Source organism: Methylobacterium oryzae (genome assembly GCF_021398735.1).
GTDB lineage: Bacteria > Pseudomonadota > Alphaproteobacteria > Rhizobiales > Beijerinckiaceae > Methylobacterium.
In genome coordinates this window covers 2,525,868-2,548,538 of the sequence record NZ_CP090349.1, presented here as the reverse complement: position 1 = coordinate 2,548,538, position 22,671 = coordinate 2,525,868, and the positions used below count along the sequence as shown (strand labels likewise).

General features: G+C 70.2%; 26 protein-coding genes. 17 read left to right on the top strand and 9 right to left on the bottom strand.

Annotation, left to right across the window (positions count from 1 at the left end; genetic code table 11):
- Positions 1 to 9 precede the first annotated feature (9 nt).
- From tuf to recA, 13 genes are all read left to right on the top strand, one after another.
- Positions 10 to 1,200, top strand: coding sequence for an elongation factor Tu (gene tuf / locus LXM90_RS12230; protein ID WP_020093754.1), 1,191 nt, complete (start codon positions 10 to 12; stop codon positions 1,198 to 1,200).
- A gap of 80 nt (positions 1,201 to 1,280) precedes the next feature.
- Positions 1,281 to 1,589 (top strand): 30S ribosomal protein S10, encoded by a 309-nt coding sequence (rpsJ, locus tag LXM90_RS12225; protein ID WP_007569268.1) that lies wholly within the window; start codon positions 1,281 to 1,283, stop codon positions 1,587 to 1,589.
- 51 nt (positions 1,590 to 1,640) lie between these two features.
- The gene (rplC, locus tag LXM90_RS12220; protein ID WP_020094259.1) at positions 1,641 to 2,366 is read left to right on the top strand and encodes a 50S ribosomal protein L3; all 726 of its coding nucleotides are present in this window, start codon (positions 1,641 to 1,643) and stop codon (positions 2,364 to 2,366) included.
- Entirely contained in the window at positions 2,366 to 2,986 is a 621-nt protein-coding gene (gene rplD, locus LXM90_RS12215) for a 50S ribosomal protein L4 (protein WP_020094258.1), read from the top strand. Before rplC ends, rplD begins: the two co-directional genes overlap by 1 nt.
- A complete protein-coding gene (locus LXM90_RS12210) occupies positions 2,983 to 3,279 on the top strand; it encodes a 50S ribosomal protein L23 (protein WP_020094257.1) in 297 nt (98 codons plus the stop codon). The genes rplD and LXM90_RS12210 overlap by 4 nt, the downstream gene beginning before the upstream one ends.
- A 25-nt stretch (positions 3,280 to 3,304) precedes the next feature.
- Complete coding sequence (rplB, locus tag LXM90_RS12205) at positions 3,305 to 4,141, top strand: 50S ribosomal protein L2 (RefSeq protein ID WP_020094256.1); 837 nt, start codon at positions 3,305 to 3,307, stop codon at positions 4,139 to 4,141.
- Positions 4,142 to 4,146: 5 nt separating this feature from the next.
- Positions 4,147 to 4,425 (top strand): 30S ribosomal protein S19, encoded by a 279-nt coding sequence (rpsS, locus tag LXM90_RS12200; protein WP_012319190.1) that lies wholly within the window; start codon positions 4,147 to 4,149, stop codon positions 4,423 to 4,425.
- Between the two features lies 1 nt (position 4,426).
- A complete protein-coding gene (rplV, locus tag LXM90_RS12195) occupies positions 4,427 to 4,813 on the top strand; it encodes a 50S ribosomal protein L22 (RefSeq protein ID WP_012319191.1) in 387 nt (128 codons plus the stop codon).
- Positions 4,814 to 4,823: 10 nt separating this feature from the next.
- Positions 4,824 to 5,570, top strand: coding sequence for a 30S ribosomal protein S3 (gene rpsC / locus LXM90_RS12190; RefSeq protein WP_012319192.1), 747 nt, complete (start codon positions 4,824 to 4,826; stop codon positions 5,568 to 5,570).
- A gap of 11 nt (positions 5,571 to 5,581) precedes the next feature.
- Positions 5,582 to 5,995: a 50S ribosomal protein L16 gene (gene rplP / locus LXM90_RS12185; RefSeq protein WP_012319193.1), complete on the top strand. Its 414-nt coding sequence runs from the start codon at positions 5,582 to 5,584 to the stop codon at positions 5,993 to 5,995.
- Positions 5,996 to 6,007: 12 nt separating this feature from the next.
- The gene (rpmC, locus tag LXM90_RS12180) at positions 6,008 to 6,223 is read left to right on the top strand and encodes a 50S ribosomal protein L29 (RefSeq protein WP_020094255.1); all 216 of its coding nucleotides are present in this window, start codon (positions 6,008 to 6,010) and stop codon (positions 6,221 to 6,223) included.
- Between the two features lie 21 nt (positions 6,224 to 6,244).
- Positions 6,245 to 6,508, top strand: coding sequence for a 30S ribosomal protein S17 (rpsQ, locus tag LXM90_RS12175; RefSeq protein WP_020094254.1), 264 nt, complete (start codon positions 6,245 to 6,247; stop codon positions 6,506 to 6,508).
- Positions 6,509 to 7,025: 517 nt separating this feature from the next.
- Entirely contained in the window at positions 7,026 to 8,087 is a 1,062-nt protein-coding gene (gene recA / locus LXM90_RS12170) for a recombinase RecA (RefSeq protein ID WP_376738928.1), read from the top strand.
- A gap of 123 nt (positions 8,088 to 8,210) precedes the next feature.
- Here the strand turns inward: recA and LXM90_RS12165 are convergent, their stop codons facing one another.
- From LXM90_RS12165 to flgB, 7 genes are all read right to left on the bottom strand, one after another.
- Positions 8,211 to 11,006, bottom strand: a complete 2,796-nt coding sequence (locus LXM90_RS12165; protein WP_081636496.1) for a hybrid sensor histidine kinase/response regulator — start codon at positions 11,004 to 11,006, stop codon at positions 8,211 to 8,213.
- Positions 11,007 to 11,185: 179 nt separating this feature from the next.
- Positions 11,186 to 12,253 (bottom strand): flagellar biosynthesis protein FlhB, encoded by a 1,068-nt coding sequence (gene flhB, locus LXM90_RS12160; RefSeq protein ID WP_020094251.1) that lies wholly within the window; start codon positions 12,251 to 12,253, stop codon positions 11,186 to 11,188.
- Positions 12,254 to 12,306: 53 nt separating this feature from the next.
- Positions 12,307 to 13,068: a flagellar biosynthetic protein FliR gene (gene fliR / locus LXM90_RS12155; RefSeq protein WP_042675345.1), complete on the bottom strand. Its 762-nt coding sequence runs from the start codon at positions 13,066 to 13,068 to the stop codon at positions 12,307 to 12,309.
- 51 nt (positions 13,069 to 13,119) lie between these two features.
- Entirely contained in the window at positions 13,120 to 13,386 is a 267-nt protein-coding gene (fliQ, locus tag LXM90_RS12150; protein ID WP_012319200.1) for a flagellar biosynthesis protein FliQ, read from the bottom strand.
- 48 nt (positions 13,387 to 13,434) lie between these two features.
- Entirely contained in the window at positions 13,435 to 13,749 is a 315-nt protein-coding gene (fliE, locus tag LXM90_RS12145) for a flagellar hook-basal body complex protein FliE (protein WP_012319201.1), read from the bottom strand.
- Between the two features lie 44 nt (positions 13,750 to 13,793).
- The gene (gene flgC, locus LXM90_RS12140; protein ID WP_020094248.1) at positions 13,794 to 14,201 is read right to left on the bottom strand and encodes a flagellar basal body rod protein FlgC; all 408 of its coding nucleotides are present in this window, start codon (positions 14,199 to 14,201) and stop codon (positions 13,794 to 13,796) included.
- Positions 14,202 to 14,266: 65 nt separating this feature from the next.
- Positions 14,267 to 14,668, bottom strand: coding sequence for a flagellar basal body rod protein FlgB (gene flgB, locus LXM90_RS12135; RefSeq protein WP_056533882.1), 402 nt, complete (start codon positions 14,666 to 14,668; stop codon positions 14,267 to 14,269).
- Positions 14,669 to 15,000: 332 nt separating this feature from the next.
- On the opposite strand from flgB, the gene LXM90_RS12130 reads away from it, so the two are divergent.
- Both LXM90_RS12130 and LXM90_RS12125 read left to right on the top strand, forming a co-directional pair.
- The gene (locus LXM90_RS12130) at positions 15,001 to 16,275 is read left to right on the top strand and encodes a hypothetical protein (protein ID WP_020094246.1); all 1,275 of its coding nucleotides are present in this window, start codon (positions 15,001 to 15,003) and stop codon (positions 16,273 to 16,275) included.
- A gap of 113 nt (positions 16,276 to 16,388) precedes the next feature.
- Positions 16,389 to 16,625: a hypothetical protein gene (locus LXM90_RS12125; protein ID WP_020094245.1), complete on the top strand. Its 237-nt coding sequence runs from the start codon at positions 16,389 to 16,391 to the stop codon at positions 16,623 to 16,625.
- Positions 16,626 to 16,649: 24 nt separating this feature from the next.
- Here LXM90_RS12125 and LXM90_RS12120 read toward each other — a convergent pair whose 3' ends face one another.
- Positions 16,650 to 17,978, bottom strand: a complete 1,329-nt coding sequence (locus LXM90_RS12120) for an MFS transporter (RefSeq protein WP_234082805.1) — start codon at positions 17,976 to 17,978, stop codon at positions 16,650 to 16,652.
- Between the two features lie 219 nt (positions 17,979 to 18,197).
- On the opposite strand from LXM90_RS12120, the gene dnaN reads away from it, so the two are divergent.
- Entirely contained in the window at positions 18,198 to 19,319 is a 1,122-nt protein-coding gene (dnaN, locus tag LXM90_RS12115; RefSeq protein ID WP_012319207.1) for a DNA polymerase III subunit beta, read from the top strand.
- A 220-nt stretch (positions 19,320 to 19,539) separates the two neighbouring features.
- Positions 19,540 to 20,694 (top strand): DNA replication/repair protein RecF, encoded by a 1,155-nt coding sequence (gene recF, locus LXM90_RS12110; protein WP_020094243.1) that lies wholly within the window; start codon positions 19,540 to 19,542, stop codon positions 20,692 to 20,694.
- Between the two features lie 6 nt (positions 20,695 to 20,700).
- On the opposite strand, the gene LXM90_RS12105 is transcribed toward recF, so the two are convergent.
- Positions 20,701 to 22,392: a methyl-accepting chemotaxis protein gene (locus LXM90_RS12105; RefSeq protein ID WP_026605098.1), complete on the bottom strand. Its 1,692-nt coding sequence runs from the start codon at positions 22,390 to 22,392 to the stop codon at positions 20,701 to 20,703.
- Positions 22,393 to 22,671 lie beyond the last annotated feature (279 nt).

Below are 22,671 nucleotides of genomic sequence, written 5' to 3'. Positions count from 1 at the left end.
GAGGCTCTGATGGGCAAGGAAAAGTTCTCCCGCACCAAGCCGCACTGCAACATTGGCACGATCGGCCACGTCGATCACGGCAAGACGTCTCTGACGGCGGCGATCACGAAGGTCCTGGCCGAGACGGGCGGGGCGACGTTCACGGCCTACGACCAGATCGACAAGGCGCCTGAGGAGAAGGCGCGCGGGATCACGATCTCGACGGCGCACGTGGAGTACGAGACGCAGAACCGTCACTACGCGCACGTGGATTGCCCCGGCCACGCCGACTACGTGAAGAACATGATCACGGGCGCGGCGCAGATGGACGGCGCGATCCTGGTGGTGTCGGCGGCCGACGGCCCGATGCCGCAGACCCGCGAGCACATCCTGCTGGCCCGCCAGGTCGGCGTCCCGGCGCTGGTGGTGTTCCTCAACAAGGTCGACATGGTCGACGACGAGGAGCTCCTGGAGCTGGTCGAGCTGGAGGTGCGCGAGCTGCTCTCCAAGTACGACTTCCCCGGTGACGACATCCCGATCACCAAGGGCTCGGCGCTGATGGCGCTCGAGGACAAGGAGCCGAAGATCGGCAAGGAGGCGGTCCTGGCGCTGATGGCGACCGTGGACAGCTACATCCCGCAGCCGGAGCGTCCGATCGACATGCCGTTCCTGATGCCGATCGAGGACGTGTTCTCGATCTCGGGCCGCGGCACGGTGGTGACGGGTCGCGTCGAGCGCGGCATCGTGAAGGTGGGCGAGGAAGTCGAGATCGTCGGCATCCGGGCGACCACCAAGACGACGGTGACGGGCGTGGAGATGTTCCGCAAGCTGCTCGACCAGGGGCAGGCGGGCGACAACGTCGGCGTGCTGCTGCGCGGCACGAAGCGCGAGGACGTGGAGCGCGGCCAGGTCGTGTGCAAGCCGGGTTCGGTGAAGCCGCACTCGAAGTTCAAGGCCGAGGCGTACATCCTGACCAAGGAGGAGGGCGGCCGCCACACGCCGTTCTTCACCAACTACCGGCCGCAGTTCTACTTCCGGACCACGGACGTGACCGGGATCTGCACGCTGCCGGAGGGCACCGAGATGGTGATGCCGGGCGACAACGTGACCATGGACGTGGCGCTGATCGTGCCGGTGGCCATGGAGGAGAAGCTGCGCTTCGCCATCCGCGAGGGCGGCCGCACCGTCGGCGCCGGCGTCGTCGCCGCCATCAACGACTGAGCTCGAGCAAGCATCCTTAGCAGGGCGCGGCGGGGTGAAGGCCTCGCGTACCCCGCCGTCCCTCTCAAGGTTCCAGGATCATGAACGGTCAGAACATCCGCATTCGCCTCAAGGCGTTCGATCACCGCATCCTCGATGCGTCGACCAAGGAGATTGTCTCCACGGCCAAGCGTACGGGCGCGACCATCCGCGGCCCGATCCCGCTCCCGACGCACATCGCCAAGTTCACCGTGAACCGCTCGCCCCACATCGACAAGAAGTCGCGCGAGCAGTTCGAGATGCGCACGCACAAGCGGGTGCTCGATATCGTCGATCCGACGCCTCAGACCGTGGACGCGCTGATGAAGCTCGACCTCGCCGCTGGCGTGGACGTGGAGATCAAGCTCTGAGTCCGCTGAGGACTTAGAGCTTACCGTTTCATCGCGCGAGGGAGAGAACCTATGCGCTCAGGCGTCATCGCACAGAAGGTCGGCATGACCCGCGTCTTCACGGACGCGGGGGAGCATGTCCCCGTCACCGTGCTCAAGATCGATCAGTGCCAGGTGGTTGCCCACCGCACCGTCGAGAAGAACGGCTACGTTGCGCTGCAGGTCGGCGTCGGCAAGGCCAAGGTCAAGAACGTCTCGGCCGCCGAGCGGGGTCGCTTCGCGGTCGCCAAGGTCGAGCCGAAGAAGAAGCTCGCCGAGTTCCGCGTGTCCGAGGACGCGCTGATCCCGGTCGGCGCCGAGATCACCGCGGACCACTTCATCCCCGGCCAGTTCGTGGATGTCACCGGCACCACGACCGGTAAGGGCTTCGCCGGCGGTATCAAGCGCTGGAACTTCGGCGGCCTGCGCGCCACCCACGGCGTGTCGATCTCGCACCGCTCGATCGGTTCGACCGGCGGCCGCCAGGACCCGGGCAAGACCTTCAAGAACAAGAAGATGCCGGGTCACCTCGGCGTCGAGCGGGTCACCACCCAGAACCTGCGCGTCGTGCGCACCGATCCCGAGCGCGGCCTGATCTTGGTCGAGGGCGCGGTCCCGGGCGTCGCCGGCGGCTGGATCCAGATCCGCGACGCGGTGAAGCGCAAGCTCCCCGCCGACGTTCCGCTGCCGGGCAAGTTCCGCGAGAACGGCGCCTCCGCCCCGGCGACCGAGGCCCCTGCGGCTGAGGAGACCGCGTGATGAAGCTCGATATCAAAACCCTCGACGGTGCCGGCGCCGGCTCGGTCGAGCTGAACGAAGAGATCTTCGGCCTGGAGCCGCGCGCCGACCTGCTGCAACGCATGGTCCGCTGGCAGCTCGCCAAGCGGCGCGCCGGTACCCACGCCGTGCAGAACCGCTCGGACGTGAACCGGACCCGCAAGAAGCTCTACAAGCAGAAGGGCACCGGTAACGCCCGCCACGGCGCGGCCTCGGCGCCGCAGTTCCGCGGCGGCGGGCGCGCCTTCGGCCCCGTGCCGCGCGACCACAGCCACGACCTGCCCAAGAAGGTCCGCGCGCTGGCGTTGCGCCACGCCCTGTCGGCCAAGGCCAAGGCCTCGACCCTGATCGTCGTCGACGACATCAAGATCGAGGATCACAAGACCAAGGGTCTCATCGAGCGCTTCGGCAAGATGGGCCTCTCGAACGCGCTGATCATCGGCGGTGCCGAGGTCGACGTGAATTTCGGCCGGGCCGCCCGCGCCATCCCGCAGATCGACGTGCTGCCCGTGCAGGGCATCAACGTCTACGACATCCTGCGCCGCGACACGCTCGTCCTGACGAAGGCTGCCGTCGACGCGCTGGAGGAGCGTTTCAAATGAGTGCCGATCCGCGCCACTACGACATCGTCGTCTCCCCGGTCATCACCGAGAAGGCGACCAACCTGACCGAGCAGAACAAGGTCGTCTTCCGCGTCGCCCCCAAGGCGACGAAGCCTCAGATCAAGGAGGCCGTCGAGAAGCTGTTCGACGTGAAGGTCACGGCCGTGAACACCCTTGTCACCAAGGGTAAGAAGAAGATTTTCCGCGGTCTCCGCGGACAGCGCTCCGACGTGAAGAAGGCGATCGTGACCCTGGCCGAGGGCCACTCGATCGACGTCACGACCGGGCTCTGAGGACGGGATTTAGGGATCCAAGCCGATGGCCTTGAAGACATTCAAACCGGTCACGCCGAGCCTGCGCCAGCTCGTGCTCGTCGACCGCCGTGAGCTCTACAAGGGCAAGCCGGTGAAGGCGCTGACGGAGGGCAAGTCGTCCTCCGGCGGCCGCAACAATCTCGGCCGCATCACCGTCCGCTTCCGCGGCGGCGGCCACAAGCGCGTGCTGCGCAACGTCGATTTCAAGCGTCGCGAGCAGCTCGGCGTCGCCGCCACGGTGGAGCGGATCGAGTACGATCCGAACCGCACGGCGTTCATCGCGCTGATCAACTTCCCCGACGGGAAGCAGAGCTACATCCTGGCCCCGCAGCGCCTGCAGCCGGGCGACAAGGTGGTGGCCGGCGAGAGCGTCGACATCAAGCCGGGCAACGCCGCTCCGGTCGGCTCGATGCCGGTAGGCACGATCGTCCACAATGTCGAGCTGAAGATCGGCAAGGGCGGCGCGATCGCCCGCTCGGCCGGCAACTACGCGCAGATCGTCGGCCGCGACCAGGGCTACGTGACGCTCCGCCTGAACTCGGGCGAGCAGCGCCTGGTCCACGGCCAGTGCTTCGCCAGCGTCGGCGCGGTCTCGAACCCGGACCACATGAACATTTCGCTCGGCAAGGCCGGGCGCAACCGTTGGCTCGGCAAGCGCCCGCACAACCGCGGTGTGGCGATGAACCCGGTCGACCATCCGCACGGCGGCGGCGAGGGTCGCACCTCGGGCGGCCGCAACCCGGTCACGCCCTGGGGTGTGCCCACCAAGGGGAAGAAGACCCGGTCCAACAAGCGGACCGACGTGTTCATCCTGTCCAGCCGCCACAACCGCAAGAAGTAATCGCTATGGCACGCTCTCTCTGGAAGGGGCCGTTCGTCGACGGCTACCTCTTCAAGAAGGCCGAGGCGGCGCGGGGCTCCTCGCGCTCCGAGGTCATCAAGATCTGGAGCCGCCGCTCCACGATCCTCCCGCAGTTCGTCGGGCTCACCTTCGGTGTGCACAACGGGCAGAAGCACATCCCGGTCTACGTCACCGAGGAGATGGTCGGGCACAAGTTCGGCGAGTTCTCGCCGACCCGCACCTTCCCGGGCCACGCGGCCGACAAGAAGGCGAAGAGGCGCTGAGATGGGCAAGCAAGCCACCCCCCGCGCGCTCCCCGAGAACGAGGCGAAGGCCGTCGCGCGCATGCTGCGCGTCAGCCCGCAGAAGCTCAACCTCGTGGCGCAGATGATCCGCGGCAAGAAGGTCGACACGGCGCTCGCCGAGTTGCAGTTCTCGCGCAAGCGGATCTCGACCGAGGTCAAGAAGTGCCTCGAGAGCGCCATCGCCAACGCCGAGAACAACCACGACCTGGACGTCGACGACCTCGTCGTGTCCCAGGCCTTCGTGGGCAAGGCGCTGGTTCTCAAGCGTTTCCACGCTCGCGCCCGCGGCCGCGGCGCGCGCATCCTGAAGCCCTTCTCGAACCTCACCATCGTGGTTCGCGAAGTCCGCCAAGCCGAAGCGGCTTGAGGAGGATCTGATGGGTCAGAAAGTCAACCCGATCGGTCTCCGGCTCGGCATCAACCGGACCTGGGATTCCCGCTGGTTCGCCAACAAGGGCGACTACGCGAAGCTCATGCACGAGGACGTCGCGATCCGCGCCGCCCTCATGAAGCAGCTCAAGCAGGCGGCGGTCTCCAAGATCGTCATCGAGCGCCCGCACCGGAAGTGCCGGGTCACCATCCACTCGGGTCGTCCGGGCGTGGTGATCGGCAAGAAGGGCGCGGACATCGAGAAGCTGCGCAAGCTCGTCGGCACGATGACGAAGGCCGACGTGACCATCAACATCGTCGAGGTGCGCAAGCCCGAGATCGACGCCACCCTGGTGGCCGACTCGATCGCCCAGCAGCTCGAGCGCCGCGTCGCCTTCCGGCGTGCCATGAAGCGGGCCGTGCAGTCGGCCATGCGTCTGGGCGCCGAGGGCATCCGGATCAACTGCTCGGGCCGTCTCGGCGGCGCCGAGATCGCCCGCCAGGAATGGTACCGCGAGGGCCGCGTCCCGCTGCACACGCTGCGCGCCGATGTCGACTACGGGACCGCTACGGCGTTCACGACCTACGGCACCTGCGGCATCAAGGTGTGGGTGTTCAAGGGCGAGATCCTCGAGCACGACCCGATGGCCCAGGACAAGAAGGCCCAGGAAGAGGGCGGCCGCTCCGGCGGACGCCGTGAGCGCGATGGCGAGGGCGGCCGCGAGCGCGGACGCCGCGAGCGCGAGCACGCGTAAGGTAGGAAGCCATGCTGCAACCGAAAAAGACCCGCTTCCGCAAGCAGTTCAAGGGCCGCATCCACGGTGCGGCCAAGGGCGGCTTCGAGCTGAACTTCGGCCAGTTCGGCCTGAAGGCGGTGGAGCCCGAGCGCGTCACCGCCCGCCAGATCGAGGCGGCCCGCCGCGCGATCACCCGCGAGATGAAGCGCCAGGGCCGCGTCTGGATCCGGGTGTTCCCGGACGTCCCGGTCTCGTCGAAGCCGACCGAGGTCCGTATGGGCTCCGGTAAGGGCGCCCCGGATTACTGGGCGGCCCGGGTCCATCCCGGCCGGATCATGTTCGAGGTCGACGGCGTTGCCGAGAACATCGCCAAGGAGGCGCTCCGCCTCGGCGCCGCGAAGCTCCCGATCCGCACGCGGGTCGTCCAGCGCATCGCCGACTGAACGGAGGATATCGTGAAGTCGACCCAGAGACTGTCTGATCTGAAGGCGCTGTCGCCGGATCAGCTGAATGACGAGCTGATCAACCTCAAGAAGGAGCAGTTCAACCTGCGCTTCCAGGGGGCCACCGGCCAGCTCGAGAACGTCGCCCGCGTCCGCGAGGTCCGTCGCGACATCGCCCGTGTCCGGACTCTGCAGCGTTCCAAGACGCTGCAGCAGGCCAAGGGCTGAGGCGGGTTTTAGGAGACAACCATGCCGAAGCGCATCCTGCAGGGCACCGTCGTCAGCGACAAGGGTGAGAAGACCATCGTGGTGAAGGTGGAGCGCCGCTTCACGCACCCGGTGATGAAGAAGACCGTGCGGCGGTCGAAGAACTACCACGCGCACGACGAGGGCAACGTCGCCAAGGTCGGGCAGACGGTGTTCATCGAGGAGTGCCGTCCGTTCTCCAAGACCAAGACCTGGAAGCTGGTCGAGGGCGAGGCCGCCCAGGCCGAGGCCGGCGAGGCCGCCTGATCCCGGGATCCCGGCGGCTGCGGTCTCCGCGTCCGCCAGATCCCGGCCCGCGGCGTCGCGGGATGGTGCCTCCTTTGGGGTGACCATCCCGGGGATGCCCGGCGACCGGTACGACGAACGCCCGGACGCAATTCGACTCGCGAGAGCCGGATTCGTGCCGGGCGTCGTCGTTTTCGGCGGCATGTCTGGCGGTTGGGTCCTGGTCGCCGGCGGGCCGAGCCTGCTGCGGGACCGCGGGAGGCGTCGCCATTGCGGCTGGCGGTCGTCCCGTCCCGGCGCGTTGTGTCGGCGTTCGTACGGGTCCTCGCGGGCGATTACCGGATTGGATTGCTGTCGCGGGGCATCCGGGGCTCGAGCCGGGATTTCGTGACTTGCGTCCAGCAAAACGGCGTTCCGGCCTTGCTGGCTGAGAACAAAACGGGTACATAAAGGCGGTGGCGACGCGCGTTGTGAACTGCGTCCAACCCCTTCATAAGGAGCCCGCCAGATGGCCCAGCCCGCATTGAAAGTGGTCGACATGCCCCCGGTGGACAAGGACAAGTCCAAGGCCATTGACGCTGCCCTGGCTCAGATCGAGCGCGCCTTCGGCAAGGGCTCGATCATGCGGCTCGGCAAGAACGACAAGGTCCAGGAGGTCGAGACCGTCTCGACCGGCTCGCTGGGCCTCGACATCGCGCTCGGCGTCGGCGGCCTGCCGCGCGGCCGGGTGATCGAGATCTACGGTCCGGAATCGTCCGGCAAGACGACGCTGGCGCTCCACACGATCGCGGAGGCCCAGAAGAAGGGCGGCGTCTGCGCCTTCGTGGATGCCGAGCACGCCCTCGACCCGGTCTACGCCCGCAAGCTCGGCGTGAACCTCGACGACCTGCTGATCTCCCAGCCCGACACGGGTGAGCAGGCGCTCGAGATCACCGACACGCTGGTGCGCTCGGGCGCCATCGACGTGCTGGTGGTCGATTCGGTGGCCGCGCTGACCCCGCGGGCCGAGATCGAGGGCGAGATGGGCGAGAGCCAGCCGGGCCTCCAGGCCCGCCTGATGAGCCAGGCCCTGCGCAAGCTGACCGGCTCGATCTCGCGCTCGAACTGCATGGTCATCTTCATCAACCAGATCCGGATGAAGATCGGCGTCATGTACGGCAGCCCCGAGACGACCACGGGCGGCAACGCCCTCAAGTTCTACGCCTCGGTGCGCCTCGACATCCGCCGCATCTCGACCCTGAAGGACCGCGACGAGGCGATCGGCAACCAGGTCCGCGTCAAGGTGGTGAAGAACAAGGTCGCGCCGCCCTTCAAGCAGGTCGAGTTCGACATCATGTTCGGCGAGGGCGTGTCGAAGGTCGGCGAGCTGATCGACCTCGGCGTGAAGGCCGGCATCGTCGAGAAGTCCGGCGCCTGGTTCTCGTACAACAGCCAGCGCCTCGGCCAGGGTCGCGAGAACTCGAAGGGCTTCCTGCGCGACAACCCGAAGATCGCCGCCGAGATCGAGGGCTCGATCCGGCAGAATTCCGGTCTGGTCGCCGAGAAGATCCTTGAGAACGCCGCGCCGACGGCGGACGATCTCGACGAGGGCGAGGCCTAGGCCGCGCCGCCGCGGGCCGGCGACGGCGCGCGGCGGACTTGGCGACGTTCGAAGATGCGCGGCCCCGGAGTCTCTCCGGGGCCGCTCTTCGTTGAGCGACGGTGAGCGGAAGCGAGGGGCCGGTCAGTCCGCCATCGTCTTCTTCACGGTCTCGACGAGCTGCTTCAGGCTGAAGGGCTTGGGCAGGAAGTTGAAGGTCTCGCCCTCGGGCAGGTTCTTGCGGAACGCGTCCTCGGCGTAGCCGGACACGAAGATCACCTTCAGGTCGGGCTGATGCTTGCGCACCTCCCGCAGGAGCGTCGGGCCGTCCATCTCGGGCATGACCACGTCGGAGACGACGAGATCGATGGTCTGCGCGCCCTCGCGGACGATCGCCAGGGCCTCGAGGCCCGAGGCCGCCTCCAGCACCGTGTAGCCGCGGGCCGAGAGCGCCCGGCTGTTGACCGCCCGCACCGGGTCCTCGTCCTCGACGAGCAGGATGGTCCCCTGCCCCGTATGATCGGCGGCGGGCTTGCGCGGCGCCGGCTTGTCGACCTTGGCGGGCGGCGTCTTCCCGTTCGGCACAGCGGCGTCGCCGCCCGCGGCCGGCGCGGTGACCGGCTTGGCGTCCGACCCGGAATCGGGATGGGCGGTGGTGGAAGCCGGCGCGAGCGGCTCCGCGCGCGGAAGTGCCGGCTCGGCGGCCGCGACCGGCACCTCCTCGGGCTCCGCCACGGGCACGTGACGCGGCAGGTAGATGCGGAAGGCCGTGCCCTCCCCGACCTTCGACTGCACGTCGATGGTGCCGCCGGACTGCTTGACGATGCCGAACACCGTCGAGAGCCCGAGGCCGGTGCCCTTGCCGATCTCCTTGGTGGTGAAAAACGGCTCGAAGATCTTCTCCATCAGCTCGGGCGGGATGCCCTGGCCGGTGTCGCGCACCTCGATCAGCACGTGGTCGCCCGCCGGCGCCCCACCGCGCCCCTCCGCCCCGGCGGCCGCCCCCGGATCGGAGACGTTCTCGGTGCGGATCATCAGCTTGCCGCCCTCCGGCATGGCGTCGCGGGCGTTGACCGCCAGATTGACGATCACCTGCTCGAACTGGTTGACGTCGGCCTTCACGGGCCAGACCTCGCGGCCGTGCTTCAGCTCCAGCGCGACGCGCTCGCCGAGCAGCCGCTTGAGGAGGAGGGTCAGCTCGGAGAGCGCCTCCCCGACATTCATCACCTCCGGGCGCAGCGTCTGCCGGCGGGAGAACGCCAGGAGCTGGCGGACGAGGCCCGCCGCCCGGTTGGCGTTCTGCTTGATCTGCATGATGTCCTGGAAGGCCGGGTCGGTCGGCCGGTGGCTCGCGAGCAGCAGGTCCGAGTAGCCGATGATCGCCTGCAGGACGTTGTTGAAGTCGTGCGCGATGCCGCCGGCGAGCTGGCCGACCGCGTTCATTTTCTGGGCCTGGGCGACCTGCTGCTCCAGCTGGCGCTGCGCCGTCGTGTCGAGGGCGTAGAGGATCACCCGCTCGGCCTCGTCGGTCTGCTGGCCGGCATCGCCGCCGTCGGCCGGGCTGAGCCAGACCCGGGCCGAGCGGCCGCCGGGCCCGTTGAGCTGGACCTCGATGGGCTCCGGATCCGTCCGCCCGCTCGCGGCGCGGGCGAGCCCGGCCTCCAGGGCGGTCCGGTCGGCCACCGAGTCGGCGACGTTGGGCTCGACCCGCGGGACACCCTCCCCGTCCGGGGCGCCGTCGTCGGCCTGCCGCGGGACCGTGCCGAACAGGCGCGTGAACGAGGCGTTGGCGCGGGCGATCCGGCCGCCGCTGTCGAGGGTCGCGATGGCGATCGGCGAGTTGTTGAGGAAGCGGGCGAGCCGGACCTCGGCGGCGCGCTGCGGCTCGTCGGTCTCGGCCCCGGCGGAGCGGTTGATCACGAAGGTCCGCGACGAGCCGGGCTTGCCGTCCTTGCCGAAGGCGACCCGGTGGTAGAGCCGGACCGGCAGGGTGTGACCGTTGCGGCGGCGCAGGTCGAGGTCGAAGCGGTCGGTGCGGACCTCGCCCGGCAGGCCGGCCGTGCGCACCAGCACGTCCGCCTCCGGGGCGATCTCGGTGAGGTGCGGGCCGCCGGGGCCGACGCTGGCGAGGTCGTAGCCGAGCCAGGCCGCCAGGGTCGCGTTCATGTAGACGATGGCGCCCGCCGGATCGATCGACAGGAAGCCCGCCGGGGCGTGGTCGAGGTAGTCGATGGCGTGCTGGAGCTCCTGGAAGACGTTCTCCTGCCGCTCCCGCTCGGCAGTGATGTCGGCCACCGTCCAGAGGGAGGCCGACCGGCGCGGGCGCGCGAGGGGCCGCACCGAGACCCGGTACCAGCCGAAGCCGCGCTCGCCGGCCGTGGGGCCGAGGGGCGGCGACATCCGCACCTCCTCGGTGTGGGCCCGGGCGTCGCGTGAGGCCTGCGACAGGCGGTAGACCGCCTCGGAGACCTCCGGCGAGCCGACGAGGATGCGCTCCACCGGCACGAGGTTGGAGAAGGTGTCGCCGCTGGCGATCCGGAGATAGGCCTCGTTGGCGTAGATCAGCCGGCCGCCGTCCTCGACGACCAGCTGGCCGTCCGGCGAGGCGTCGACGATGCCCTTGGTGATGTCGTCCCGGGCGGCGCTGCCGCTGAGCTGGAGCGCCCCGATGGCGAGGGCGAACAGGAAGAACACGCCCGCCATGGCCAGCAGGGCCAGCAGCCAGACGATCAGCGACTGGGCCTGCTCGTTGGCCACGAAGGACAGGCCGATGGCCGCGCCGACCAGCAGGCCGGCGAGCACGAGGAGCAGGCCGACCCGGCCCGGCTGTTCCGAGCGGTCGATCGAGCCCGTTCCCAGCAGGGACGAGGCCTGCGCGACCGGGGGACCCGAATTCTGCGGGCCCGCGGCGGGCGCCGGAGGTCCAGTGACGTCGGCCATCGGCTTCATTCCAGAACAGTCACCCGGTTAGTCCGCCGGCCATATCAGGACATGCGGGGCGCGGCATCAGTCTCGTCGCGCCAAGCCTTGACACAGCCTCGCGAAAAAAGGTGGAGGAAGCGTGGCTTTCGCCCCACCGGGCGTTCGGCGAGACGGCGCGGCGCGCGGATCGCGCGGGGCTACGCCGCCCGTCTCCGCAGGCGCAGCACGAACCCGATGACCTCCGCCACCGCGCGGTAGTGCTCGGCCGGGATCTCCCGGTCGATCTCCACGGTGGCGTGGAGCGCCCGGGCGAGCGGCGGGTTCTCGATCACCGCGACCCCGTGCTCGGCCGCCACCGCGCGGATGCGCAGGGCGAGCGCGTCGACGCCCTTGGCCACGCAGACCGGCGCGGCCATGCCGGTCTCGTAGCGCAGTGCCACCGCGTAGTGGGTGGGGTTCGTCACCACGACGGTGGCGGTGGGGACCGCGGCCATCATGCGCTTCTTCACCCGGGCCATCCGGAGCTGCTTCAGGCGACCCTTCACCTCGGGATTGCCCTCCGACTCCTTCATCTCCTGCTTCAGCTCCTCCTTCGACATCCGGTGGCGCTTGCGCCAGCGGAACCGCGCGTAGAGCGCGTCGCCGAGGGTGATCGCGAGGTGCATGCACAGCATGCCGGCGAGCAGCTTCAGGCTGAGGGACAGGATCGCCGGCATGGAGGCGGCCGGGTCCAGCTGGGCGAACACTTCCAGCCGGTCGCGGTCGTTCCACAGCATCACCGCGCCGACCACGCCCACGGCGGCGATCTTCGCCAGCCCCTTGCCGAACTGGAACAGGGCCTCGACGCCGAGGAGGCGCTTCACGCCCGCCATCGGCGAGAGGCGCGAGAATTTCGGCATCAGCGTCTCGGCGGAGAAGACCAGCGGGTGCTGCAGGAGCCCCGCGGCCAGCCCGGCCACGACCGCCAGCCCGACCGGCACCGCCACCGCCTGGAGCCACAGCCACAGGCCGCGCGTCATGGCCGCCTTCATGGCCGTGGCGTCGTCCGGCAGGGTATGGGCGTTGGCGAGGTAGGCCTTGAGCCCGTGCAGCAGGTTCGTGGCGATGGTCGGGGCCGCGACCAGCAGCGCCAGGGTGAACGCGGCCAGTATCGCGAAGGTGTTGATCTCGGTGCTGGTCGCGACGTCGCCGCGCTCGATCGCCTGATCGAGCCGTCGTTGGGACGGCTCCTCGGTCTTGTCCTCGTCGTCGGTATCGTCGGCCATCGCGCGTCGGGCTCAGAGCGTGGGCATCGTCGGGGCACGGGCGGTCCGGCCGCTCAGCGGCCGACGTAATCCCCGAGATACCGGCCCAGGTCGTCCAGGAAGACGCCCATCATGACGCCGAGGCAGCCCATCAGCAGCAGCATGCCGATCAGCACCGAGGCCGGGACCGCCAGGAAGAACACCTGCATCTGAGGCATCAGCCGCGACAGCACGCCGAGACCCAGGTTGAACAGGATCCCGAAGGCGATGAACGGGCCGGCGATCTGCACCGCCAGGGTGAAGCCCCGGGCCAGCGCCTTCGTGGCCAGCATCAGCGCGTCCGAGAAGGACGGCACGCCGTCGGGGGGCAGCACCACGTAGCTGCGGGCCACGCCCTCGATGGCGAGATGGTGCAGGTCCGCGGCGAAGATCAGCGTGATCCCGAGCAACGACAGGAAGTTGCCGATCGCCACCTGCTGGCCGCCCTGGCTCGGATCCACCGTCATCGCGTAGGACAGCCCGACCTGCGCCGAGATGATCACCCCGGCGGTCTGAAGGGCGGCGAGGATCATCCGCACCGTGAGGCCGAGCACCAGCCCGATGATCGTCTCGCCGAACAGGAGCCCGATCAGCCGCGGGCCGGCCACGCCCTCCGTGCCGCCGAGCAGCGGGCGCACGGTCGGGAACAACACCAGGGACGTGAGCAGCGCGAAGGCGAGGCGCAGGCGCGGCGACACCGTCTGCTCGCCGATCCCCGGCATCAGCATGATCAGCGTGCCGATGCGCGCGAAGGTGATCAGGTAGGCCGAGGCGATGCCGGGCAGGAGCAGGTTCATCGCGGCCCCTATGGCACGCGGGGGCCGCGCCTGTCCCGGCCGGCGGGCGCATCAGCCGCCGGCCGCGATGCGGGCGGCGATGCGGGTCATGTAGCCGGCCATGGCGTCGCCCATGAAGGGCAGCATCAGCAGGAGCGCGGCGAACACCGCCACGACCTTGGGCACGTAGATCAGCGTCTGTTCCTGGATCTGCGTCAGGGCCTGGACCAGGGAGACGGCGAGGCCGACCGCGAGCGCGACCAGCATCAGGGGCCCGGCCACCTTGAGGAACACGAAGATGCCGTCGCGGGCGATGTCGAGGATGGCGAGGCCGGTCATGGGGATGCGCTCAGTGCGGGGGGAGCGGGCGGGGAAACGGTCGGCCGGTCAGATCTGCATCCGCATGATCTCCTCGTAGGCGGAGATCATGCGGTCGCGCACCGCCACCATGGTCTGAAGGGCCGTCTCGCTCTCGGCGACCGCGGTGACCACGTCCACGACGTTGGCCTTGCCGGCGGCCGCGGAGACGGCCTGGGAATCGGCCCGACGGCCGGCATCGCCGACGCTGTCCAGGGTCTGCCCGAGCATCTGCATGAAATCGGTGCCGGTGCCGGTCGTCGGCTGCACCCGGGGGGCGGGCCGGCCGCCGGCGAGGCCCTGGACGGCCGCGTAGGCACCCGCCGCGAAGTTGCTCGAAGCCATCGCCATGCGTCCTTGCTAAGCGGTCCTGCCGCGGGCTTCGGGGGTCACTTCAGGATGCCGAGGGTCTGCGCCAGCATCTTGCGGGTGGCACTGATCATGTTGAGGTTCGCCTCGTAGGAGCGCTGGGCCTCCCGCAGGTCCATGTTCTCGATCAGCGCGTTGACGTTGGGCATCTGCACCACGCCCTGGGCGTCGGCCGCGGGGTTGCCGGGCTCGTACTTGGTCCGGAAGGCCGACGGGTCGCGCCTGACGCGCCCCGCCTCGACGAGCTTGGCACCGGTCTCGTCGTCGAGGTGGCTGGTGAAGGTCGGGATCTTGCGGCGGTAGGGCTGCGCCCCGGCGGAGGCCGGCGCGGAATCGGCGTTGGCGATGTTCTCGGCGATGATGCGCATCCGGCCCGACTGGGCCTTGAGGCCCGCGGCCGCCACCGCCAGCGACTTCGTGAATTCCATGGCTCAGGACCCTCCCGCTGCCGCGACCCCGCGGCCGTCGGCGCTCCACATTCGGCCGTCGCGCGTCAGCTCTTGCCGATCGCGATCTTCAGGGTGGTCAGGCTGTGCTGGTACAGCGAGGCGGCGAGCTGGTAGTCCGCCTGGTTCTCGCCGGCCTTCATCATCTCGTCCTCGAGGTTGACGCCGTTGCCGCTGGGCCGGACCTCGAAGCCCTTGGCGCGCTTGGAGTCGGCTCCGACCGTCTGACCGGGCGGCGCCATGTGGCCCGCGCTCGTGAGCGTCAGGCCGGAGCCGCTGGTGGCGAGGGCGCCGGTCGCCCGGTCGAAGCGCGGCTCCACGAGGTCGCGGGGCTTGAACCCCGGCATGTCGGCGTTGGCGACGTTCTCGGCGATCACGCCCTGGCGCGCCTGCGCCCATTGCATCCGCGTGCGCAGCATGCTCAGCACGGGCAGATCGGTGAGGGCCATGGTCGCCTCCGGGATGGCGTGGCCGCGCCGGGACGAGCGGGCTCGGCAAAATCTGCCGCCTGCATGGTTAACGGCGCGTTAAGCCCGATCTCCGGGCCGGCCGGTGCCCGCATCAGCTCGCGCCACGGGGGGAGTGAACCCCCGGTTCGGCCGGGCCGGCGGCGCAGTCCCGACCTATTGTCTTGCGCGCGCTCAATTAAAAGGTCTGTTAACGAACTCTTAACGTCGTTTGCCTTGCCGCCCCTCCGGCGTGGTATGGATCAAGTCCGTGCCGGCGCGCACCCGCGGCGGTCGGAACGTGCGAGTGCGTAATCTTGCGATGGCTGCAATCCGTGTTCGGCTCTGACGGCTCCCCCATCGTCCAGTATATCGTGATCTTCGCCGTCATCTTCACGGCGCTCGCGGCGATCGTGTTCACGGTGCGCCGGCTCACCGGCCGGAGCCTCGCCCTGCCGGGGCGGTCCGGGAGCCGCGGGCGCCAGCCGCGGCTCGGGATCGTCGACGTGTACGAGCTCGACCGGGCCCGGCAGCTCATCCTTCTGCGCCGGGACAATGTCGAGCACCTGCTCCTCGTAGGCGGCCCCAACGATGTGGTGGTCGAGCGCAATATCCAGCGCGGCCAGCGGCCCCTGCCGGAGGCGGCGATCCGGCCGGAGCTGGCGCCGGAGCCGCTGGACGAGCCGCTCCCGGACCCCCTCGTCCAGGGCGGCCGCCTGCCCGAGCCGCCCCGCGGTCTGCCGGAATCTGGCGGCCGGCGCGCGGAACCGCTGTTCGATCCGGGCTTCGCGATGCCGGTGGTGGTGCCGTCGCCGGTGCCGCGCTCGGCCTCCGCTCCGCCCGTGACTCTGCCCCTCGATCCCGGGCTGTTCGGCGGCGACGAGCCCGGCCAGGACGTCACCGCACCTCTGAGTGCAGCGCCGCCCCAGCCGCCCGCGCCTCAACCCCCGGCGCCGCCCGCGCCCGAGCCGGTGGTGCCGCCGCCGATGGTGTCGCCGCCGGTCGCGCCGCCGGCAGTGGAGCCGCCCGCGCCCCCGCCGCGCGAGCCGGTCGCCCCGCGGCGGATCCTGAGCCGGACCGCGCCGCCGCTGATCGAGCCGCGGCCCAACCCGGCCTCCGAGCGCAAGCCCGAGCCGGCACCGGCGGAGCCGGAGCCCGCCCGTCTGGCCCCGAGCCTCGCGGTGCCCTCCGAGCGCAAGTCGGTCGATCCGGTGGTCCTGTCCGACATGGCCCGGCAGCTCCAGGCCGCCCTGTCGCGCTCGTCCTCGGCCGTGACGCCGCCGCCGCAGTCCGCGCCCGCCCCGCCGGCGCCCGAGGGCGTCGATCCGCTGGCCGCCGCGATGGCGAGCGTCCCGGTCGAGCCGGTGCCCGCCCCCGCCCCGGTCGAAGAGCCGGAGGCCCCGCCGCCTCCGCCTCCGCCTCCGGCCAAACCCGTGCCGCCGCCGGCGATGCCCAAGGTCGAACCCCCTCCGCCCGTGCCGGCCCCCCCGCCGCCGCCGCCGTCCGCGCCCACGCCCGACGCGAAGGGATCCGGCAACCCGTTCTCGGTGGAGGAGATCGAGGCCGAGTTCGCCCGCCTCCTCGGTCGCCCGCTCGACAAGCGGAGCTGAGGAGCTCCGCCCCCGCCGAGCGGGCGCGTCGGGACCGCGTCCTCGATCGCGAGAACCGCGATTTACCGACGGTTAACCATCTTCCGGGACGTTCCGGCCCGGAGGATGTCGCTATGCTCGCGCTGGATGCTGGAACGGCTCACCGGAGCCGCGCTTACAGGGCCTTCCGGCTCGACCGGGCGGGCCGCGTCCGCGCGGCCGAGATCCTGTCGGCCGAGGACGACACGCAGGCGCGCCGCCGCGCCCGGGCGATGGTCGGGCGCGACGCGATCGAGCTGTGGGAGCGGACGCGCTTCCTCGGGCGCTTCGAGCCCACCGTGGCGGCGGCTCAGGATCGCGCCGGCCGCTGAGGCCGGCGGCGCCCGCCCGTCCCGTCAGCGGCCGGCAGTCTCCGGCATGGCCAGCACGGCGAGGAAGCTGAGGATCGCGGCCCCCGCTAGGTAGAACCCGACGAAGCCGATGCCGCCGTAGGCCGCGAGCTGCTGCGCGATGTAGGGCGCCCCCGAGGCCCCCAGGATCCCCGCGAGGTTGTAGGTCACCGAGGCGCCCGTGTAGCGCACCCGCGTCGGGAACAGCTCGGGCAGGACGGCGCCCAACGGTCCGAACACCCACCCCATTGTCAGGAGGCTGAGGCACAGGAAGCCGAGAACCGGCGGCCAGGTGCCGGTGCCGGCGGCGTGGCCCAGCATCGGCCCCATGAGGAAGCCCAGCAGGAACGTCACAGCCATGCCGGAGAGCAGCACAGGCCGGCGGCCGAAGCGGTCGGCTGCGGCCCCCGACACGACGGTGCCGAGCGCCATGAAGCAGACCGCGATGCACTCGAACAGCAGGAAGGTCGGCCGGCTGTAGCCGAGGGTGCCGGTGCCGTAGCCCAGGGCGAAGACGGTGGAGAGATAGAAGACCGCGTAGACCGCCACCATCGCGAAGGTGCCGACCAGGACGGCGTGTCCGTGCTGGGTCAGCATGGTGGCGAAGGGCACGCGCTCCGGCCGGGCCTGGCTGAGCGCCGCCTTGAAGGCCGGCGTCTCGGTGAGCTTCAGGCGCACGTAGAGCCCGACGCCGACGAGCGCCGCCGAGGCCAGGAACGGCAGGCGCCAGCCCCAGGCCTGGAAGCTCTCGGGCGTCAGGCCGAAGCTGAGGGCGAGGAAGCCGAGATTGGCCAGGACGAAGCCGACCGGCGCCCCGAGTTGCGGGAAGATGCCGTACCACGCGCGCCGGCCCGGCGGCGCGTTCTCGACCGCCAGCAGCGCCGCGCCGCCCCACTCGCCGCCGAACCCGATCCCCTGCCCGCAGCGCAGGATGCACAGCGCCGCCGGCGCCCACCAGCCGACCGACGCGTAGGTCGGCAGGCAGCCGATCAGCACCGTGGAGATGCCCATGATCAGCAGCGACGCCACCAGCGTCGCCTTGCGGCCGACCCGGTCGCCGAAATGCCCGAACAGGGCCGCGCCGACGGGCCGCGCGATGAACGCGATGGCGAAGGTCGCGAAGGCGCTGAGCTGCTGCACGCCGGGCGCGCCGGCGGGGAAGAAGACCGGGCCGATCACCAGGGCGGTGGCGGTGGCGTAGATGTAGAAGTCGAAGAACTCGATCGCCGTCCCGACGAAGCTCGCGGCGAGGATCCGCCGAGCACTCGGGGGGGCGCTCGGGGTGGCCTGCGAGGGGTCTGCGGTGTTGCCTGCGGGGTCGATGGTCTGCAGCATGATCGGGATGGGGGGATCCGGGTCGGTCGCGGCGCTTTCGCACGGGCCGCCGGGGGCCGATACCCCGCTCCGGACATGGGCATCCGCCCTGGACGCGGAGGTCGCTGTGCGGTGCACCGACGGCGGCCTTGCGTTCCCCTGTCCCCTTCGCCAAGCTGAACGGCCATATTCCGCGACGGTCGCCGGCCGCGGCGCCGTCCCTATCACTTGAGTATTGCGATGAGAGTCACTGTCGAGCGCGCGGCCCTGCTCAGGTCGCTCGGCCACGTGCACCGGGTCGTCGAGCGCCGCAACACGATCCCGATCCTGTCGAACGTGCTCCTGCGCGCGGAAGGGTCGGGTCTCCAGCTCCGGGCGACGGATCTCGACATCGAGGTGACCGAGAGCGTGCCGGCGGACGTGGCGGATGCGGGCGCCACGACCGTGCCGGCGCACGTGATCTACGACATCGTGCGCAAGCTCCCCGACGGCGCGCAGGTCTCCCTGGAGACCGGCGGCGAGTCCGGCCAGATGACGATCCGGTCCGGACGCTCGCGCTTCGCCCTGGGCGCCCTGCCGGAGGGCGACTTCCCGGACCTCGCCGCCGGCGAGATGCCGCACGGCTTCGAGATCGCCGCCGCCGACCTGAAGCGGCTGATCGAGAAGACCCAGTTCGCGATCTCCACCGAGGAGACCCGCTACTACCTGAACGGCATCTACCTGCACACGCTGGAGACCGAGAACGGCCCGGCGATGCGGGCGGTGGCAACGGACGGCCACCGGCTCGCCCGCGTCGAGATCCCGGCCCCGCAGGGCAGCGTCGGCATGCCGGGCGTGATCGTGCCCCGCAAGGCGGTCGCCGAGATCCAGAAGCTCCTCGACGACGGCGGCGAGACCGTCGCGGTCGACCTGTCGCCCGCGAAGATCCGCCTGCGCTTCGCCGGCGGCCTGACGCTGATCTCCAAGCTGATCGACGGCACCTTCCCGGATTACCAGCGGGTGATCCCGGCCAACAACGACAAGCGGCTGACCGTCGAGCGCGACGCCTTCGCGAAGGCCGTGGACCGGGTCTCGACGATCTCGTCGGAGCGCGGGCGCGCGGTGAAGCTCGGGCTCGCCGAAGGGCGCCTCGCGCTCTCGGTGAACAACCCGGATTCCGGTAGTGCCACCGAGGAACTCGACGTCGACTACGAGGCGGCCGGCCTCGATATCGGCTTCAACGCCCGCTACCTCCTCGACATCACCGCGCAGCTCGAGGGCGACACCGCCCTGTTCAAGCTCGCGGATCCCGGCTCGCCGACCCTGATCCAGGACCGCGAGGGCGCGCCGGCGCTGTACGTGCTGATGCCGATGCGGGTGTGAGGCGGCCGCGCGGATCCCGGTCCCGCCCTCGTCCCGAGGTGCCGGATCGCAGCGGGGGCCGCGCGGGAGGTCCCCGGACGGCGATGTGGTTTCTGGAGCCCGCCCGCGCGGCCCGCTGACGCGGGCGCCTCGGGGCGAGGTGGTTGGATGGGATGTCAGACAGCAAGGGACGGTTGAACGCGGCGCGTCTCGGCCCCTCGGTTCACCCCTCGGTTCACCGATGAGCGACATCCGCGATCCGCGGGACGAGCCCGACGGGTCGAGCCTGCGCGTCACCCGCCTGATCGCCCGCGATTTCCGCAACCACGCGGACCTCGAACTGACGCCCGAGGCCCGCTTCGTCGCGCTGGTCGGGGAGAACGGCGCGGGCAAGACCAACCTGCTCGAGGCGCTCTCGCTGTTCGTACCGGGCCGGGGCCTGCGCCGGGCGGAGTTCGCCGCCATGGCGCGCAGCGGCGGCCCGGGCGGATTCGCGGTCTCGCTCACCCTCGACCGCGACGGCGCCGAGCACCGGCTCGGCACCGGGCTCGAGCCGCCGGGTCCCGACGGGCGCGCGAGCCGGCTGTGCCGGATCGACGGCGCCACCGCGGCCTCGCCGGTGGCGTTCAGCGAGTTCCTGCGGGTCGTCTGGCTGACCCCCGACCTCGACGGCCTGTTCCGCGGGGCGGCCGGAGACCGGCGACGGTTCCTCGACCGTCTCGTGCTGGCGGTCGACGCCGCCCACGGCGCCCGGGTCTCCGCGCTGGAGCGGGCCCTGCGCTCGCGCAACCGCCTGCTGGAGGAGCGGCCCGACGACGACCGCTGGCTCGACGCGGTGGAGCGGGAGGTCGCGGAGCTGGGCGTCGCCGTGGCGCTCGCCCGGCGCGAGACCGCCGAGCGCCTCGACCGGCTGATCGCCGAGACCCGGGACGACGCGCAGCCCTTCCCCTGGGCGGCCATCCGCCTCGAGGGCGACCTCGACGATCTGGTCGCGGTCTGGCCGGCCCTCGAGGCCGAGGACCGCTACCGCATGGCGCTCCGCAACGGCCGCAACCGGGACCGGGCCGCCGGCCGCACGCTGATCGGGCCGCAGAGCAGCGACCTCGTGGTCCGCCACGGCCCGAAGGACGTGCCGGCCGGGACGGCGTCCACGGGCGAGCAGAAGGCGCTGCTCATCGGCCTCGTCCTCGCCCACGCGCGGCTGGTGCGGGCCATGAGCGGCATCGCCCCGCTGATCCTCCTGGACGAGGTGGCGGCCCACCTCGATCCCCGCCGCCGGGCCGGCCTGTTCGAGGCCCTCGAGGCCCTGCCGGGGCAGGTCTGGATGACCGGCGCCGACCCGGACGCCTTCGCGCAGGCCGGCACCCGGACGCAGGTCCTGCGGATCGGTGGCTGATCGGCCTCAGGCCGCCCGGACCGACCCGAGGAAGCGGGAGACCTCGACGCCCAGATGCTCGGACTGGCGCGACAGCTCGCCGGCCGCTCCCAGAACCTGGGCTGCCGCGGCGCCGGTCTCTTCCGAGGCCCGCGCCACGCCGGCGATGTTGCTCGTCACCTCGTCGGTGCCGGCCGCCGCCTGCGAGACGTTGCGGACGATCTCCTGCGTGGCCGCGCCCTGCTCCTCGACCGCCGCCGCGATGGTGGCGGCGACCGCGTCGATCTCGCGGATCCGGGCGGCGATCGTGTCGATGGCCGATACCGCCTGGCCGGTCACACCCTGGATCTGGCCGATCTGCTGGCTGATCTCCTCGGTGGCCCGGGCGGTCTGGCCGGCGAGCTCCTTGACCTCGGCGGCGACGACCGCGAATCCGCGGCCGGCCTCGCCGGCCCGCGCCGCCTCGATCGTGGCGTTCAGCGCCAGCAGGTTGGTCTGGCCGGCGATGTTCGCGATGAGCCCGACCATGTCGCCGATGCGCGTCGCCGCCTGGCTGAGCGCCTGAACGAGGTGCTGGGTCTCGTCCGCCTCGCCGACCGCCGCCTGCGCGAGGTTGGCCGAGCCGAGGACCTGCCGGCCGATCTCCTGCACGGAGGTGCCCAGCTCCTCGGCGGCGGCCGCCACGGTCTGGACGTTGGCGGAGGCCTGCTCGGCGGCGGCCGCCACCGTGGTGGACTGGCTGGCCGTCTCGGTCGCGCTCGACGTCATGGTCTGCGCCGTGGCCTGCAACTCGGTGGCCGAGGACGAGACCATCCCGACGATGTTCCCCACGGCCCGCTCGAACCCGTCCGCGAGTTCCACCATGGTCCGCCTGCGCGCGGCCGCTGCCGCCTCGTCGGCGCGGCGCTTCATCTCGGCTTCCTCGGCGGCCTTTCGGGCGACCATGACCTTGATGCCCTCGACGGCCTTGCCGACGGCGCCCACCTCGTCCCTTCGGGCGGCCTCGGTGATCTCGGCCTCGACCTCGCCCTGCGCCATCCGCTGCAGGACCTTGACCAGCCGGTCGAGCGGCCGCGTGATCCCGACCGTGGCGATGAACACCGCCGCCAGCAGCCCCGCCAGCATGCCGAGACCGCTGACGATCATCAGCGTCCGGCGGGTCTCGTTGGTCTGATCGGTCAGGTCGCCCGAGCCCCTCTGCATGTACGCATCGATGTCCTCGGCCATCCGGTTGCCGTCGGTCAGCAAGCCGGAGAACGTCGGATCGATCGCCGTGTGGATCAGCGCGATGGCTTGCTCGTTCTGATTGGCAGTGCCCAGCCGGCGGACCTCGCTCACGTCCCTGAGATAGCGCTCGATCCGCGCGGCCTGCTCATCGATGCGCGCGGCGAAGGTCGGCGCGTGCGATCGGAGGCTCGGAAGGAGCGCCCTCACCGCGGGCAGCGCGGCCTCGAAGCCCCTGTTGGCGGCCTGCATCTGGCCCTGATCGGTCTCCGCGATGATCCGGTAGACCCAGTAATTCAACTCGATCACCAGGCGGTTCAGCCTGCGTGCCTCCGCCACCGCCGTCGCCTCGCGGGCGAGGAACTCGCTGTAGCGGTCGTCGATAACCGTCATCCGCGCCTGAGCGCACCAGATACATCCGCCGACAATCACGCTTATCAGCGCGATGACGGCAGCAATTTTTGGAAGTATATTGATATTTGATAAGCGTATCACTGTCTTGAAATCCCTTCACTTGATCGATGATCGGCCTCATGATCTCATGGGATTCACTTTGGTCGTCGAGGGCGATAAAGCGTTGGAAGCGCGATTGTGTCAATGAGAAATATCATTTTGCGGTTTGATTTTGTGTCTCCGAGCCTTTTGCGATATCTTATATCAGCATGGCTCCTCATATATTGACTCCAATACACTGCTTGGAACGATTTAAAGAACAGATATTGATCTAGGATATGCAATATGGGATCGGTCTATAAGGGCCGGGTTCTTCGACAG